The following is a 15,229-nucleotide window of genomic DNA, read 5'->3' on the forward strand; positions in this document are numbered from 1 at the left end:
ATTATTTATAATCTGAATTAATTAATCAAGAATAAATACTTTAATTATATATAAATAATAAAAAAAGACCTAAAAAAGGTCTTTTTATTATTTGCTATATTTTTTAAATGCGAGAACGGCGTTATGACCACCAAAACCAAATGAATTACTAATTGCAGTAGTTACATCGGATTTTTTATTTTCTTCATTTACTAAATTAACATCACATTCAGGATCTTGTTCTTTAACACCAACATTGACCGGCATTTGACCACGGTTTAAAGCACCTACAGTAATAACCGCTTCTAAAGCCCCAGCAGCACCTAAAGCATGACCTGTCATTCCCTTAGTACTACTTACTTTGATATGGTCGTTATCACTGAATAAAGTACTAATAGCCTTAGATTCAGCAGAATCATTAGCATGGGTACTAGTTCCATGTGCATTAACGTAATCTAAATCAGATGTTTTAATGTCACCCTCATCAACTGCTTGTTTCATAGCAGCAATTGCACCGGCACCATCAGGTCTAGGTGCAGTTAAATGATAAGCATCACTTGTAGTTCCGTATCCAACAATTTCACCTAAAATTTTAGCACCACGAGCTTTAGCATGGTCATAATCTTCAAGGATTAATGTACCAGCACCTTCACCCATAACAAAACCATTTCGGTTTTTATCAAATGGAATTGAACCATTTTCAACTGTTTCAGATGTTGATAGTGCAGATAATGCCGCAAAACCAGCAATTCCTAGTTCATTGACTGAAGCTTCAGAACCACCAGCAATCATTAACTTTGCTTTACCATTTTTAATGTGTTCGTAAGCATCCCCAATTGCATTGGTTCCTGAAGAACATGCTGTAACAATGGCTTGACTGGTATTTCTAGCATCTAAATTAATAGAAATGTTTCCCGCCGCCATGTTGATAATTGAGTTTGGAACGAAGAATGGTGAAACACGACCAGGTCCCTTTTTACTCATCTTAATAGCTTGTTCTTGAATCGTTGTTAAGCCACCAATTCCTGAACCATAAATAACTCCCAAGTCATAGGGATCATAGTCGCCCTTACTTAATCCGGCGTTTTCCATAGCTTCCATTGCAGAATAAACTGCATATCTAGAAAAATTATCCATACGTTTTGAAACTTTTTTATCTAAACGTTGTAATGGATCAAAATCATTTACTTCAGCAGCCAATGTAACTCCAGTTTCACTAGCATCAAAATGTGTGATTGGGGCAATTCCTGTTTCAGAAGCAAAAATACCATCTAAAAATGAATCTAAATCGTTACCTAAAGGACTAACTGCTCCCATTCCAGTAACTACAACTCGATGTTGCATTTTAATGTCCTCCTTTATTTACGTTTAACATCAGGAACGATGAAAGTTAATTGTGCTTGACAAGCTTTCTTGTCATCAACATATGCTGTACAATCAACAACTCCCATGTTTTTCTTTTGTTTACCCATGATGATTTCAAAAGTAATAACATCACCAGGTTTAACCATTTTTCTAAATTTAGCGTTTTTAATTTCACCCATGTAAGCTGTTTTATCTTTGTACTTTTCACTCTTTAGAATCAAGATAGATGCAGCTTGTGCCATCGATTCAATAATTAAAACTCCAGGCATTACAGGGTTTCCAGGAAAATGACCTTGGAAGTAGTTTTCATTGATTGTAACGTTCTTAGTAGCTACAATTTTTTCGTCTGGAACTAGTTCTTCCACCCTGTCAATGTATAAAATAGGATAACGGTTAGGAATTAAATCCATAATTTCTGTTGTATTTAGTACGCTCAAAATCAGCACTCCTTATTGATATTATTCTATAAGTCTAAGATTAGAAGCATCAGAGTAGTTGCAGTGATATACATGTCCGGTATCTATTTTAACCAGCAATCTTGATAAATCATCTATTCCCTGTATTACTCCATACACTAATCCATTTTTTTCAATGTTAATCTGTACTTTTTTACCAACCCATATTAACATATTTCGGTATTTATCCAATATATATCGATTAGATTGATTAAAATACATATTAACAACATTATTATATATTTTAGCAATGATTTTTTCGTTTGAAAAACTATGCTGTTTAAATAAAAAACCAGCTCTATGACGAATATCACTGGGAAAATCATTAGGATATAAGTTCAAACCTACTCCAATGACAAAACTTTGGATGTGATTATCTTCATCCATGTTAGTTTCAACCAAAATTCCAATGCATTTATGATTATTCAAATAAACATCGTTAATCCATTTCAGGCCTACTTTAATTCCACTCAGTTCATAAATAGCTTTTGACACTGCAACTCCAGCCCCAATTGTTAACATCCCAGGATTAACCAAAAAACGAGTTGAAACTGGTAAAACCATTGAAAAATATATTCCAGTATCCTTAGGTGAATAAAATTTATGACCTCTTTGACCTCTTCCAGCAGTTTGCTTCTTAGAAACTATAATCGAGGCATCAACAACATTATTATCTAAACAATATTGATTAGTAGAATTTAATTCATTAAAAATCTTAATGTTCGGCACGTGTTTTGATTCCAGCATTTCATAAAGCTTGCTTTCGTCCACAGTTAATCACACTTTTCTTGTTTTATCGCTATTGTACCTAGATACTTATCAAAAAAATTTAAATCTTGTAAAAGGTAGATACAATTATCACGGTTGGCATACTGTAAGTTTTCCAAATCAATATGAACGCTTTTAGGGTTTCCAGATAAACCTACCCCAACCTGTTTTAAAACCGATTCTTTGATAGTCCATAATTTTAAAGTCATGATGCTTTGTTCAGTACCAACCTGCTTAGATAAATAATCTAATTCGTCAGGATTAAAAGCACTAGTAATTCGTTTATACGAAAAATCACGTTTTTTTTCAATATCTACGCCTAAATCACTTGAACCAGTTACTAAAATAACCAGTTCGTATGAGTTAGAAATATTAAAAAAACATTTTTTCGACTTTAAATATGGCTTAGCGTGTTTATTTTTCACAAAAGGTATGCCCTTTAAAACATCCAGATAAGGTAACCCCAAATACTTAGCTTTAAGATGTTGACCTACAATCTTTTGACGTTCATGAAACTTATTAAAATCTACTTTTCTTTGTTTAAATTCATTTTGATAAGTTGGGTTATTAATACTATCGATATAAATGTTCATATTATGATAATAAGTGAACACCTTTATCAACGTAAATTAGGTCACCGGTAATTCCTGAAGATAAATCACTCATTAAGAAAGCTGCAGTGCCGCCAACTTGAAAAATATCGACACTCTTGCCATCTACGGTACGAATTTCAGATTCTTTAAGTAAGTCACCGTGATTCTTAATTCCAGTAACCGCTAAAGTCTTAATGGCACCGGCAGAAATAGCGTTAACACGGATTTCCTTTTCACCTAAGTCACGAGCTAAATATCTAACATTTGCTTCAAGGGCTGCTTTAGCAACCCCCATCATATTGTATGAAGGAATAGCTCTAGTAGAACCCATGTAAGTTAAAGTCGCAATACTTCCGCCAGCATGCATAATTTTACTTGCATATCTAGAAACCGAAATTAATGAATATGCACTAATGTCTTGTGCAAGATTGTAACCATCTTTTTCAACGTCAATAACGCCACCAGATAAAGTCTTTTTATCAGCATATGCAATTGCGTGAACAACACCGTCAATGTTACCGTATTCTTCTTTAATAGTATTAAAAGTATTTTCTACGTTAGCATCTTCGGCAACGTCACATTGAATCATTGGCGTATTTTCTGGAGCAATTTTTTCTAGTTGACGTTTTAGACGGTCATTTTGATAAGTCAAAATAACTTGAGCACCTTGATCCATAAGGGTCTTGGCACATCCCCAAGCAATACTACGTCTATTAGCAACTCCCATTACAACAATTCTTTTTCCGTCTAAGATTCCTGCCATCAGATTTGGCCTCCTAAATTAATAAAATCATTATTAGAAATTACGTTTAGTTAAACTTTCGATAACGTTTATGACGGTTGTCTAACAGTTCATCTTTAGGTAGTTTCTTTAGTTTATTTATCTGTGTCAATAATTCATTTTTTAAATTGTTCATTGTTTCTTCGTCATGAACTTCAGGAATTATTTTGTCAATAATTCCATTTTTAATTAAATCTTCGGGAGTTAATCCCATTTGTTCAGCTGCTTCAGCTGCCCTACTTGAATCTTTCCATAAAATGGTGGCATAACCTTCAGGCGATAAAATTGAATAGACACTATTTTCCATTGCCCAGACACAATCACCTACAGCCAGTGCTAAAGCACCGCCACTGCCACCTTCACCAACAATGATACTAATGTATGGTACCGATAAATTTAAGCCTTGCATAATGGATTGCGCAATCATATAACCTTGGCCATGATACTCAGCATCTACCCCAGGATAAGCTCCTGGCGTATTTATTAAATTAATAATTGGTCGGTTAAATTTTTCAGCTTGTTTCATTAAACGCAAGGCTTTTCTATAACCATCCGGTTCTGCTGATCCAAAATGACGCTCAATATTTGAATCAGTATCAAATCCCTTTTGAATACTGGTAATCGTTACTGGCAAACCATCAATTGTTCCAATCCCAGTATAAACTGCTGGATCATCACCATATGCTCGATCACCATGTAATTCCATAAAATCATCAGTTAGACCAGCTACTAAGTCATGGATACTAATTTTATTAGAACCTCTTGCAGCCATTACACGTTCATATGCTGATTTAGTCATAATAGTGTCCTCCTAGTTCCATGCTAATAACTTAGCTAATGTAGATTTCATTTCTGAACGCTTAACAATTGCATCTAGAAAACCATTTTTTAATAAAGTTTCCGCTCTTTGAAAATCTTTTGGCGGACGTTGTTGAATTGTCTTTTCAATTACTCGACGTCCCGCAAAACCAATCAAAGTATGCGGTTCAGAAATATTAATATCGCCTTCCATTGCAAAACTAGCTGTTACCCCACCAGTTGTTGGATCGGTTAATACAGATATGTACAACAGACCTTTTTTAGAATGATCAGCAACTGCTTGAGAAACTTTAGCCATTTGCATCAACGAATGAATTCCTTCTTGCATTCTAGCACCACCAGATGCCGAAAAAACAATTACTGGTAAATTATCTTCTGTACACTTTTCAAATAAACGCGTTAATTTTTCACCGGTTGCAGTTCCTAGACTACCCATGATAAAACGCCAATCCATAACTGCAATTCCAAAACTTTTGTCACCAATTTTTCCAATTCCAGTTTGAACACCTTCATTTAAGCCAGTTACTTCACGTGATTTTTTTAGTTTACCTAAATATTTTTCATCATTGAAACAACTGGAAGTTTTCAAATCAGTATTAATTGGCGTAAATTTATCACAAATCATTGAAATACGTTTTTCATGGCCTATTCTAAAACCAAAACTACATTCAGGACATTCGTAATACTTGCCTAATTTTTTTCTATAAAAACTTGCTTTACAAAATGGACACTTAACCCATAAATCATCGGGAATTTTATCCATTAGCATTTGCAAGTCTTGTGTATCAGAATTATTTTGTGTCAAATTGCTTCAACCACTCTTTCAAGAATGAGTTTTCAATGTACAAATTATTAAAATTAGAATCATTGAAATTCTTATCTTCTAACAAGTCACATAGAAATTGTCGATTAGTATTAACGCCTTCAATTTCAAACTCTTTGATTACTCGTTTCATCTTAGTAACTGCCTGCGCCTTAGTTGGCATATGCACAATAATTTTAGCAATCATTGAATCATAGAAAGGTGAAATCACACTACCTTCTTCTACTCCTGAATCAATTCGAACCCCTTTAGTCCCAAATGGAAAACTTAACTTAGTAATTTTACCTGGTGAAGGTAAAAAACCATTTTGAGGGTCTTCAGCATTAATTCGACATTCAATCGCATAGCTATCTTCACGAATATCTGCTTGAGTAAATGGTAGCTTTTCGCCTTCAGCTACTAATACTTGATCTTTAATTAGTTGAACTCCAGCCACTTCTTCCGTAACTGTATGCTCCACTTGTAAACGAGTATTCATTTCCATGAAGTAAAATTTCATATTTTCTTCATCAAGTAAAAATTCGAAAGTTCCAGTGTTTTCATAACCAATTTCTTTAGTTGCCTTGGTAACTAGTTCACCTAGATAGTGTCGTTGCTCTGGTGAAACCTTCATACATGGACTTTCTTCCAAAATCTTTTGATGCTCACGTTGTAATGAACAATCACGTTCTGGAAAATAGACTACGTTGCCAAATTGGTCCGCAATAACCTGCATTTCAATATGTTTAGCATTGCTCAAATCTTTTTCCATGTATACTGCATCATCACCAAATGACATCTTAGCTTCATGCTTAGTGGTAGCAAAAACATTTTTTAGTTCGGCTTCATTAGAAATTTTTCTAATTCCTTTACCACCACCACCAGCTGCGGCTTTTAACATCACAGGATAAACAATTTCATCAGCAATTTTAATGGCTTCATCAATATCTTTAATAAATCCATCACTACCTGGAATAGTTGGAACACCACTTTTTTTCATGGCAGCTTTGGCATGTGATTTATTACCCATCAAATCAATAACCTTAGAACTAGGGCCAATAAATTTAATATGACATTGTTCACATAACTCAGCAAATTCAGCATTTTCAGAAAGAAAACCATATCCAGGATGAATTGCATCACAATTAGTTAAACAAGCCGCATCAATAATTGATGGCATATCCAAATACGATTCATTTGGGAAGGGGCCACCGATACAAACTGATTTATCAGCTAATTTAACAAACATGCTATCCTTGTCAGCTGTAGAGTAAACTGCAACTGCTTCGATGTTCATTTCATGTAGCGAGCGAATAATTTGTACCGCAATCTCGCCACGGTTTGCGACTAAAACTCTCTTAAACATTAAATCACCCTTATATAAAGCTATTCAATCGCAAAAATTAAATTAGCTTCACAAATAATCTTGCCGTCTCTAGTAATCGTTCCGTGACCTTCGCCAATGTTACGTTTTAATTTAATCATTTGAACGGCTAGGTCTAACTTATCTCCAGGTCTAAAACTGTCTTCAAAAGTAGCATTTTTAATTCCACCAAAGAAAACATTACGACCTTTATATTCAGGCATAGAAAGCAATGATACTACCCCTGTTTGAGCTAGCATTTCCATCGCTAAAGGTCGAGGCATTCCAAACTCTTTATGTTGATTTTGAAAAAACCATTCGTTGACATTCAAAAGCTTAGTTGCTTTTGCGCCCTCTCCTGGTTTTGCTTCTTCAATCTTATCAATCATTTGAAATGGATATCTTTGTGGAATAAATTCTTGTACGTTATATTCCAAGATTAGTCCTCCTCCACTTCAAAAATAGGTTGGTTATATTCAACCATTGAACCATTATCAGTCATTTTCTTAGTAATCGTACCATTTACAGTACTCTTAACTTCATTAATAACTTTCATGGCTTCAATGACACAAACAACTTCGCCTTTTTTAACGTGGTCGCCAATATTTTTATAAACTGGTTTTTCAGGGCTTGGTGAGAAATATACGATGCCTACTAAAGGTGCAGTGATCTTACTACTGTTGTTAGCAGGCTTAGTTTCAGTATTAGGAACTGATGAGGTTGCAGCTGGAGCATTATCACTAACTACATTGGCGCTATCTTTACTACTTAATTTGCTGAAGTAAATGTTAGTTCCATCTTCACCATCAATTTTAAGTTCTTGTATACTGGAATTATCAAACTTATCCATTAATTTTTCGATATCTTTTTCGTTCATTACAGATTCTCCCGTTAATTAAGATTTGTTCTTATTTAACTCAGTTTACATAGTTAAGCCGCCATCAACAGTGATTACTTGACCAGTTACATAGCTACTGTGAATTAAGAATTCAACAACTTCTGCAACTTCGTCTGGATTTCCAAAACGGCCAAGCGGAATTTGTTCTTCCCACTTCTTGATGTTTTTATCACTTAACTTAGCAGTCATATCAGAAGTAATCATCCCTGGAGCTACTGCATTACAACGAATTCCACGTAACGCACCTTCTTGTGCAGTCGTCTTAGTCAATCCAACAATTCCCGCTTTACTTGAAGAATAGTTAGCTTGACCTAAATTACCGTGTAATCCCGCAATACTAGCCATGTTGATAATACAACCTTGACGTTTCTTTTGCATGTTCTTTAAAGCAAATTTAGTCATGTTGAATACTCCAAACAAGTTAGTATCCAAAACTTGTTTAAATGATTCTGCTTTCATTCTAGTTAATAAAGTATCTTGCGTAATTCCAGCGTTATTGATTAAAACATCAATGCGGCCGTACTTATCAACCACTTCATTTACCATAGACTTAGCATCGTCTTCTGAAGCAACATCTCCAACTAAAATATCAACTGGATTAGCAAACTTGCTTTGTAGTTCATCGCGTTCAGCTTCTGACAAATCACGATGAGAATTAGCAATCACAATGTTATTGCTATCTTTGGCTAATCTAATGGCATCTGCCAGACCAAGTCCTTTGGTGGCACCAGTAATTAAAATAACTTTTTTATCAGTATTATCCATGCTAATCCTCCTTTAATTTATCAAGTAATGCATTTAATGAATCGACACTATCAACATTGTAGGTAGGAACACCTTTAACAGTTTTCTTAGCTAGTTTGCTCAATGTATTACCTGGTCCAATTTCAATGAATGCATCAATTTGATTATCTTCAACTGCCTGTAAATCCTGCATAAAATGCGTTGGATTAATCAATTGTTGTACTAGTGTTTCCTTAATTGAACTAGCTGCGAATGGTTTTGCGGTAGTATTACTCATTACCGTAAATTCAGGTTCATTAAAATCTTCATTTGCCAAACGTTCTGATAATTTATCAGATGCTAGTTGCATTAAAGGCGTGTGTGATGCTACTGCAACTTTCAACGGAATAACTCTTTTAACACCTTGTGCTTTAAAGACTTCCATTGCTTTTTTTACACCATCTTTAGTTCCACCGATTACGGTTTGTTTTGCGGTATTGTAGTTAGCAGGATAAACTCCATCAATATCATCACAAACTTGCTTAACAGTATCCGGACTAATTCCTAAGACAGCTGCCATTGCACCTGGGTTCTTTTCACCAGCTTCATCCATGTACATAGAACGATCATGTACTAATTTTAGCCCTGATTGAAAAGATAGTGCTTTAGCAGCAACTAAAGCACTATACTCACCTAAGCTCAAACCCATTCCAACACTAGCTTTTGGTAACTTATCAGCTAAAATGCGATAAATTGCCACGCTCATTGTTAAGATTGCGATTTGAGTATTCTTAGAATTATCAAAAATGTCTGGATCTGATAAGTTTAAATTTAAAACACTAGATGCTTCATCAATGGTCTTTTTATAGATAGCATTCGATTTATATAAATCTTGGCCCATCTTTGGAAATTGACTTCCTTGTCCACTGAATAAATAACAAATATTCAAATTTAAACACTCCTAAGCAAATCTAATTATTTTTCGTCTAATTGTTTTGCAACGTAATCAACTAATTGATTTACAGTTTCAATATCATTGTCTGAATCAATTTCAATGTCGTATTCGTCTTCTAAAGCGTCAACGATTTCAAATAAGTCAAGACTGTCTAAATCCAAGTTTTCTTTGAAGTTAGTGTCCATTTTAATGTCTTCAGCCTTAACGTCTGATTGGTCCACAACGATTTCTTTTACTTTATCAAAAATTGCATTCTTGTCTGCCATAATATAATTCACTCCATAATATAATTTAGTATTTTAAAATAACAGTTCCAGTGGTTAGGCCGCCACCAAAACCAGAAAGGGCAACAATGTTACCCCTAGTTATTGTACCATGCTGTGTCAATTCTTCTAACAAAATCGGTTCGCTAGCTGCTGCAGTATTCCCGTAGTGATTAATGTTGATTGGAAAACGATCAATGCTGATACCTAATTTCCTAGAAACACTTTTTATAATCCTAGCATTCGCCTGATGCAAAACAAAATAATCAATGTCTTTTAAGTCAAGTTTTGCAACATCAGCAGCTCTTGTAATAGAAGCTGGAACGCTATGCGTAGCAAAATCATAAACTGCTCGACCATCCATGTGAAAGTAAATATCAGCGTTTTTATCTGTTTTACTCATATGTCCAGCAGTTAGGGAACTTCCTTTATCACCATAAGTCTTTAAATCTTTAGATAATATTTGACCACTGCCTTGATTCGAAACTAAAACTCCACCAGCTCCATCACCAAATAATACCGCAGTGCTACGGTCGTTCCAATCAATCATTTTGCTAAGTGTTTCACCACCAATCAGAATTCCCTTAGATTCAACTTTTTGATTCAATAATGAATTCAAAATGTCTAATCCAAACACAAATCCTGAACAAGCAGCATTAATATCAAATGCAACTGCATTTGTCGCCCCAATTAGGCCTTGAACAGCAGCTGCAGTCGAAGGCGTTTGATAATCAGAAGACATAGTTCCAACAATTATGAAATCTATTTCTGAAACATCAACCCTCGCTCTTTGAAGCAGTTTTTCAGCAACATTAGTACATAAAGAAGTAGTCGTCTCCTTATTAGCAATGTGACGCGTTTTAATCCCAGTTCTTCTGGTAATCCATTCATCAGAAGTATCCATGATTTTTGCTAAATCGTCATTAGTAACTACTTTTTCAGGAACAGCTTTAGCAGTCGATAAAATGGAAAAACCGCTCATGATGTCTCCTTCAATAATAAAAAATAAGTATAATTTCTAAAACTACTGTTATAGTTTCTGATATTTTTAACTTTTTTTCAACCATTAAGAATATCATACTTACTAAATCAAAGTGAAAATAGCCAATCTTATACAGGCTTTCAGCAAATATAATCACATCAAAAAAAATAAGTTACGATTATTTTAATCTGTAACTTATTTTATACGTATTACTTAGATACGTTAATATCACCATCGCTAGTATAAAAATCATAATTCTTAATATTTTTAGAATTTAAATAGTTATTAGGTTGATAAACATTTGTACTGCCATCATCAGATTTAGCAGATATTCTCACATTCTTATCGTTAACTAATCGACCTGAAATATCACCGTCTTCAGACTGTATCTTCAAATGCTTATTAGCCACTAGATTATTAAATCCAATATTACCATTACTGGAATCACAGTAAAGTGAATCAAATACTACGTTTCTAAATTTAATATCACCGTTACTAGAAACAATCTGGCTTTCACCCTTGTTAAAATTACTATCACTCACAGAGACATTTCCATCATCACTATTAAGAACCGCATTGTTAGCTTTAATATTTTTTAAAATAACGTCACCATCAGTACTACCAACTTTTAATTCGCCATTAATCGCCATATTTTGTAAGTTAACACTACCGCCACTTAGATTTAACGCCTTAGTATTTATATTTTTAATAGAGACGTCACCAGATTGATTATATTGATGAATATAATTTAAATAAGTTTTGCCTGGTAAGTAAATTTCAACTTTATTGGTAACATCTTGGAAAAAACCAATAAGCATAAATCCAGAATTACTGTTACCACTGATATCAAGGTTATTATCACCAGATATTTTGACTTTAATATTGTTTTCTCTAACGTCATGAACCACAACTCTAGGATTGGAGCTAGGTCGAATTAATACATTGGCATCGTTTCCAATGTTAATTGATTTAACATTAGCAACTTTTTTACCGTTAATTTCATGATAAGTATGTTTATTTTTAGATGCAACCATTAAGTTATGGTTACTGAAGTAGATTGGATGAATTCCATCTCGCATAAATCCTATAAACATAAGAACTATTCCAATTAGTATAACAATCAAACTAATTGCGTACTTTTTTTTCATATTATCTTCACTCTCCTACTTTGTAATTCTAGAAAATATATTTTTCACTTGATTACAAGACCAAACAAAAGCTTTCTTGGTACTTACAACTAAGTTAACAATTAACCATTTCACGGGATCGAATATAATAGCAACAAATCCAATCGTGGCTAAAGTTAAGCCTAAATAAAACAAGCCAATCCAAAAATTTGTGAATAGCAACCAAAAAGATAAAAAGAAAATAATTATAGCCGCTAAACCTAAAGCAGCAATTGTCACAAAAATAGAAAATACAATTGAAAATATTGCTACAAGTATTGAAAAAATAATTGAAACCGCAGTAATTACAAATGGAATCGCAATAATGCATAACATTAATATTAATACAGTAGAAACGTTTCTTTTATCGCGTGTATATCCGTTGTAACTGTCATTACGATAGTTAGCGATAATTTTATTAGCTAACATTTGAGGAGTTCCCAATCTTTCAAAACATTCTTCAAAAGTTTTAAAACCACCGTCTTGTAAATATTCAGTATAAAAACTAAGTGCGTCCTGCCTATCTTGATTAGAAAGCACATTTAATAGTTTACTTAATTCTTCTATATATTTATTCATGTATATCCCCCCTTAGCATGGTATCAACAGAATTCTTGAACTGACTCCACTCTAAGCTAATACTTTTTAAATGATTCAAGCCCAAGTTTGTTATGCGATAGTATCTACGATTTCGGCCTTGATAGGGTTCATCATATGTAGTAACTAAACCGTTAGACTTCAAGCGACGCAGCACTGGATACATTGTTGATTCAGAAACTGCTATATATTTTTGGACCTCCTGAGTTAATGCATATCCATAATAATCTTTAACAGATAATAAACCGAGGACACTTCCATCTAGTAATTTGGAACTAATTTGAACAGTCATATTATCACCTCAACAATATTATATTACATATAATATTGTTTGTTAACTATTGGCACAAAATTAAGGTCAAAACGTTTGGAAAAAGATATAATGTTATATGTATTAAATTGACTTAAAATGTTGGTTTAACTATAATCACAAATAGTAACATAATCGAATTTATTGGGGATTTTATTATGATTAAAAATGAAATGTATAAACAATGGAAGAAAATAAAAGACCTTCCAGAATCAATTAAATTGGACCTTAATGAGATGAATAAACAAGATGATATAATCGAAGATGCCTTCAATGGATTTTTATCCTTCGGAACCGCTGGAATGCGTGGTTTAATGGGAGCCGGAACTAACCGTATAAATATATTTACAATTAGACAGGCTACTGAAGGACTATCTAATTATATGGATACTTTAGACGAGGAAACTAAAAAACGTGGCGTTGCCATTAGTTTTGATTCGAGATACAACTCTAAAGAATTTGCATATGAGGCCGCTCGAGTTTTAGGTCATCACAATATTCCATCATATGTTTTTGATGGAATTAGACCTACTCCAGAATTGTCATTTGCGGTAAGACATCTAAACGCATTTGCCGGAATTATGATTACGGCTAGTCACAATCCTAAACAATATAATGGCTTTAAAATATATGGTGAAGATGGTGGTCAAATGCCACCTAAAGCTTCGGACATGATTACTAGTTTTGTTAGAAAAGCTTCAGACTTATTTGCTATTCAAGCCATGCCAATCCGTGATTTAAGAAAAAATAGCTTAATAAAAATTATTGGCGAAGATGTTGACGAAGCTTATTTGAAGGAAGCTAAATCAGTTAACATTAATCATACTTTAATCAAAAAAGCCGGAAAAAACTTAAAATTTGTATATACTCCGCTTCATGGAACCGGTAAAGTATTGGCTAGAAGAGCCTTACAAGATGCAGGTTTTATGAACTACTCAATCGTAGCTGAACAAACTATTTCAGATCCTGAATTTCCAACGGTTAAATTCCCTAATCCAGAATTCCCTGAGGCCTTTAATTTATCAATCAAATTAGGTAATAAGGTATCAGCAGATATTTTAATTGCAACTGATCCTGATGCTGACCGACTTGGAGCAGCTGTTAGACAACCAGACGGTAGTTATGAACTAATGTCTGGTAATCAAATTGCTGTGGTCTTGATGAACTACATTTTAAAAGCTAAGCAAGATAATGATGAGCTGCCTGAAAATGGTGTAATTGTTAAATCAATTGTTTCAACTGAATTAGCAAGCAAAATTGCTGAAAGTTATGATATAAAAACAATCAACGTCTTAACTGGTTTTAAATTTATTGCTGAACAAATTAAACACTTTGAATCGAATCATAACCACACTTTCTTATTTGGATTTGAAGAAAGTTTTGGCTATCTAATCAAACCATTTGTCCGTGATAAAGATGCAATTCAATCAACTATGCTGTTAGCTGAAGTCGCTGCCTACTATAAAGAAAAAGGCAAAACTGTCTATGATGGCTTACAAGATATTTATAAAAAGTATGGTTTTTATGAAGAAAAAACTATTTCTAAAGTATTCAATGGTTCTGATGGTAAAAAGCAAATGACTAAAATCATGGAAAAACTAAGAAATACTAATTTAGATACTTTTGGTAACCAGAAAGTAGTCTCAACAGAAGATTTTCAGGAATCTGTTAAGACTAGTCAAAATGGTCAACAAACCAAAATTGATTTGCCAAAATCTAATGTTTTAAAATATTGGTTATCAGATGGTACCTGGTTAGCAGTTAGACCTTCAGGAACTGAGCCTAAAATCAAATTTTATGTTGGTACTAATGCTTCAAATAAAGATACTGCATTAGAAAAATTAAACAACTTTGAAGAATATGTTCATAAATTAGTAGAAAAATTACTATAAATAAAAAGGCGGCTTAATACTATTTAGTATTGAGCCGCCTTTTTATTTAAAAGTTAAAACGTTTATGTAATTTATTTTCACTATATTTCAATAACTCTTCACCAGATATACCATATTTGGAAGCCAATATTAATACTTGATCTAATAGATCTGCTAATTCTTCATGTAAATTGTCATCCCATTGAGAATGGGACTTTTTCTTTTCACCAGGATGGTCTCTCCCAATTTCTAATGCTCTAACCGCTCTGGCAAGTTCTCCAATTTCTTCAGATATAAAATTCATTCTAATAAATGGAGATAATTCATACCATTCTTTGCTGTTATAAAAATCTTTTAACCAAGCTTGATGTTCATTAATTTCTTTCAATCCCGTATTCCCCCTAACTAATGTTCTCTATAAAAAGCAACTAAATCTAACCTACGCTACTACATAAATCTAATAACATTTTTATTGGTATATGCTTATTTAACGAATATTTCATGCTAATTTCCTTATTTTCTTAAGATTATATCATGAA

The 15,229-nt window shown here is 33.5% G+C and carries 19 protein-coding genes; 1 reads left to right on the plus strand and 18 read right to left on the minus strand.

Translation table 11 applies throughout. From position 1 onward, the window contains the following. Positions 1–87: 87 nt before the first annotated feature. The 17 genes from fabF to FD06_RS00470 form a co-directional block, all read right to left on the minus strand. Positions 88–1,323: a beta-ketoacyl-ACP synthase II gene (gene fabF, locus FD06_RS00390; protein WP_056965537.1), complete on the minus strand. Its 1,236-nt coding sequence runs from the start codon at positions 1,321–1,323 to the stop codon at positions 88–90. 14 nt (positions 1,324–1,337) lie between these two features. Continuing rightward, on the minus strand, positions 1,338–1,781 hold the full coding sequence (gene fabZ, locus FD06_RS00395; RefSeq protein ID WP_056965538.1) for a 3-hydroxyacyl-ACP dehydratase FabZ: 444 nt from the start codon (positions 1,779–1,781) through the stop codon (positions 1,338–1,340). A gap of 21 nt (positions 1,782–1,802) precedes the next feature. After that, complete coding sequence (locus FD06_RS00400) at positions 1,803–2,528, minus strand: biotin--[acetyl-CoA-carboxylase] ligase (protein ID WP_162255995.1); 726 nt, start codon at positions 2,526–2,528, stop codon at positions 1,803–1,805. Between the two features lie 44 nt (positions 2,529–2,572). Next, positions 2,573–3,181, minus strand: coding sequence for a 4'-phosphopantetheinyl transferase family protein (locus tag FD06_RS00405; RefSeq protein WP_237757211.1), 609 nt, complete (start codon positions 3,179–3,181; stop codon positions 2,573–2,575). Next, positions 3,162–3,923 (minus strand): enoyl-ACP reductase FabI, encoded by a 762-nt coding sequence (gene fabI / locus FD06_RS00410; protein ID WP_054657346.1) that lies wholly within the window; start codon positions 3,921–3,923, stop codon positions 3,162–3,164. Before fabI ends, FD06_RS00405 begins: the two co-directional genes overlap by 20 nt. Positions 3,924–3,969: 46 nt before the next feature. Continuing rightward, a complete protein-coding gene (gene accA, locus FD06_RS00415) occupies positions 3,970–4,740 on the minus strand; it encodes an acetyl-CoA carboxylase carboxyltransferase subunit alpha (protein WP_056965541.1) in 771 nt (256 codons plus the stop codon). Positions 4,741–4,752: 12 nt separating this feature from the next. Then, a complete protein-coding gene (locus tag FD06_RS00420; protein WP_056965574.1) occupies positions 4,753–5,529 on the minus strand; it encodes an acetyl-CoA carboxylase carboxyltransferase subunit beta in 777 nt (258 codons plus the stop codon). Between the two features lie 22 nt (positions 5,530–5,551). After that, entirely contained in the window at positions 5,552–6,928 is a 1,377-nt protein-coding gene (locus FD06_RS00425) for an acetyl-CoA carboxylase biotin carboxylase subunit (RefSeq protein ID WP_056965542.1), read from the minus strand. Positions 6,929–6,948: 20 nt separating this feature from the next. Continuing rightward, positions 6,949–7,362 (minus strand): 3-hydroxyacyl-ACP dehydratase FabZ family protein, encoded by a 414-nt coding sequence (locus tag FD06_RS00430; protein WP_056965543.1) that lies wholly within the window; start codon positions 7,360–7,362, stop codon positions 6,949–6,951. Positions 7,363–7,364: 2 nt separating this feature from the next. Further along, positions 7,365–7,802 carry an acetyl-CoA carboxylase biotin carboxyl carrier protein gene (locus tag FD06_RS00435; RefSeq protein ID WP_054657348.1) on the minus strand — a complete coding sequence of 146 codons (438 nt, stop codon included), beginning with the start codon at positions 7,800–7,802 and terminating at the stop codon, positions 7,365–7,367. A 45-nt stretch (positions 7,803–7,847) separates the two neighbouring features. Then, complete coding sequence (gene fabG / locus FD06_RS00440) at positions 7,848–8,588, minus strand: 3-oxoacyl-ACP reductase FabG (protein ID WP_056965544.1); 741 nt, start codon at positions 8,586–8,588, stop codon at positions 7,848–7,850. 1 nt (position 8,589) lies between these two features. Beyond that, complete coding sequence (locus tag FD06_RS00445; RefSeq protein ID WP_054657350.1) at positions 8,590–9,495, minus strand: ACP S-malonyltransferase; 906 nt, start codon at positions 9,493–9,495, stop codon at positions 8,590–8,592. A gap of 26 nt (positions 9,496–9,521) precedes the next feature. Beyond that, the gene (locus FD06_RS00450; RefSeq protein WP_054657352.1) at positions 9,522–9,767 is read right to left on the minus strand and encodes an acyl carrier protein; all 246 of its coding nucleotides are present in this window, start codon (positions 9,765–9,767) and stop codon (positions 9,522–9,524) included. A 25-nt stretch (positions 9,768–9,792) separates the two neighbouring features. After that, positions 9,793–10,746, minus strand: a complete 954-nt coding sequence (locus FD06_RS00455) for a beta-ketoacyl-ACP synthase III (RefSeq protein WP_056965545.1) — start codon at positions 10,744–10,746, stop codon at positions 9,793–9,795. A gap of 209 nt (positions 10,747–10,955) precedes the next feature. After that, complete coding sequence (locus FD06_RS00460; RefSeq protein ID WP_056965546.1) at positions 10,956–11,894, minus strand: DUF4097 family beta strand repeat-containing protein; 939 nt, start codon at positions 11,892–11,894, stop codon at positions 10,956–10,958. A gap of 15 nt (positions 11,895–11,909) precedes the next feature. Further along, positions 11,910–12,491: a DUF1700 domain-containing protein gene (locus FD06_RS00465; protein ID WP_054657360.1), complete on the minus strand. Its 582-nt coding sequence runs from the start codon at positions 12,489–12,491 to the stop codon at positions 11,910–11,912. Continuing rightward, a complete protein-coding gene (locus tag FD06_RS00470) occupies positions 12,484–12,801 on the minus strand; it encodes a PadR family transcriptional regulator (protein ID WP_054657362.1) in 318 nt (105 codons plus the stop codon). The genes FD06_RS00465 and FD06_RS00470 overlap by 8 nt, the downstream gene beginning before the upstream one ends. 176 nt (positions 12,802–12,977) lie before the next feature. On the opposite strand from FD06_RS00470, the gene FD06_RS00475 reads away from it, so the two are divergent. After that, a complete protein-coding gene (locus FD06_RS00475; protein ID WP_056965547.1) occupies positions 12,978–14,711 on the plus strand; it encodes a phospho-sugar mutase in 1,734 nt (577 codons plus the stop codon). 46 nt (positions 14,712–14,757) lie between these two features. Here the strand turns inward: FD06_RS00475 and FD06_RS00480 are convergent, their stop codons facing one another. Then, positions 14,758–15,078 (minus strand): MazG nucleotide pyrophosphohydrolase domain-containing protein, encoded by a 321-nt coding sequence (locus tag FD06_RS00480; protein WP_054657364.1) that lies wholly within the window; start codon positions 15,076–15,078, stop codon positions 14,758–14,760. Positions 15,079–15,229 lie beyond the last annotated feature (151 nt).

The sequence above is a fragment of the Apilactobacillus ozensis DSM 23829 = JCM 17196 genome (assembly GCF_001435995.1).
Taxonomy (GTDB): Bacteria; Bacillota; Bacilli; order Lactobacillales; family Lactobacillaceae; genus Apilactobacillus; species Apilactobacillus ozensis.

Bases quoted from the DNA above. Each gene is read 5' to 3' on its own strand.
- fabF (WP_056965537.1), bottom strand. From the start codon at position 1,323: ATGCAACATCGAGTTGTAGTTACTGGAATGGGAGCAGTTAGTCCTTTA.
- fabI (WP_054657346.1), bottom strand. From the start codon at position 3,923: ATGGCAGGAATCTTAGACGGAAAAAGAATTGTTGTAATGGGAGTTGCT.
- accA (WP_056965541.1), bottom strand. From the start codon at position 4,740: ATGACTAAATCAGCATATGAACGTGTAATGGCTGCAAGAGGTTCTAAT.
- FD06_RS00420 (WP_056965574.1), bottom strand. From the start codon at position 5,529: ATGCTAATGGATAAAATTCCCGATGATTTATGGGTTAAGTGTCCATTT.
- FD06_RS00425 (WP_056965542.1), bottom strand. From the start codon at position 6,928: ATGTTTAAGAGAGTTTTAGTCGCAAACCGTGGCGAGATTGCGGTACAA.
- FD06_RS00435 (WP_054657348.1), bottom strand. From the start codon at position 7,802: ATGAACGAAAAAGATATCGAAAAATTAATGGATAAGTTTGATAATTCC.
- fabG (WP_056965544.1), bottom strand. From the start codon at position 8,588: ATGGATAATACTGATAAAAAAGTTATTTTAATTACTGGTGCCACCAAA.
- FD06_RS00450 (WP_054657352.1), bottom strand. From the start codon at position 9,767: ATGGCAGACAAGAATGCAATTTTTGATAAAGTAAAAGAAATCGTTGTG.
- FD06_RS00455 (WP_056965545.1), bottom strand. From the start codon at position 10,746: ATGAGCGGTTTTTCCATTTTATCGACTGCTAAAGCTGTTCCTGAAAAA.
- FD06_RS00460 (WP_056965546.1), bottom strand. From the start codon at position 11,894: ATGAAAAAAAAGTACGCAATTAGTTTGATTGTTATACTAATTGGAATA.
- FD06_RS00465 (WP_054657360.1), bottom strand. From the start codon at position 12,491: ATGAATAAATATATAGAAGAATTAAGTAAACTATTAAATGTGCTTTCT.
- FD06_RS00470 (WP_054657362.1), bottom strand. From the start codon at position 12,801: ATGACTGTTCAAATTAGTTCCAAATTACTAGATGGAAGTGTCCTCGGT.
- FD06_RS00475 (WP_056965547.1), top strand. From the start codon at position 12,978: ATGATTAAAAATGAAATGTATAAACAATGGAAGAAAATAAAAGACCTT.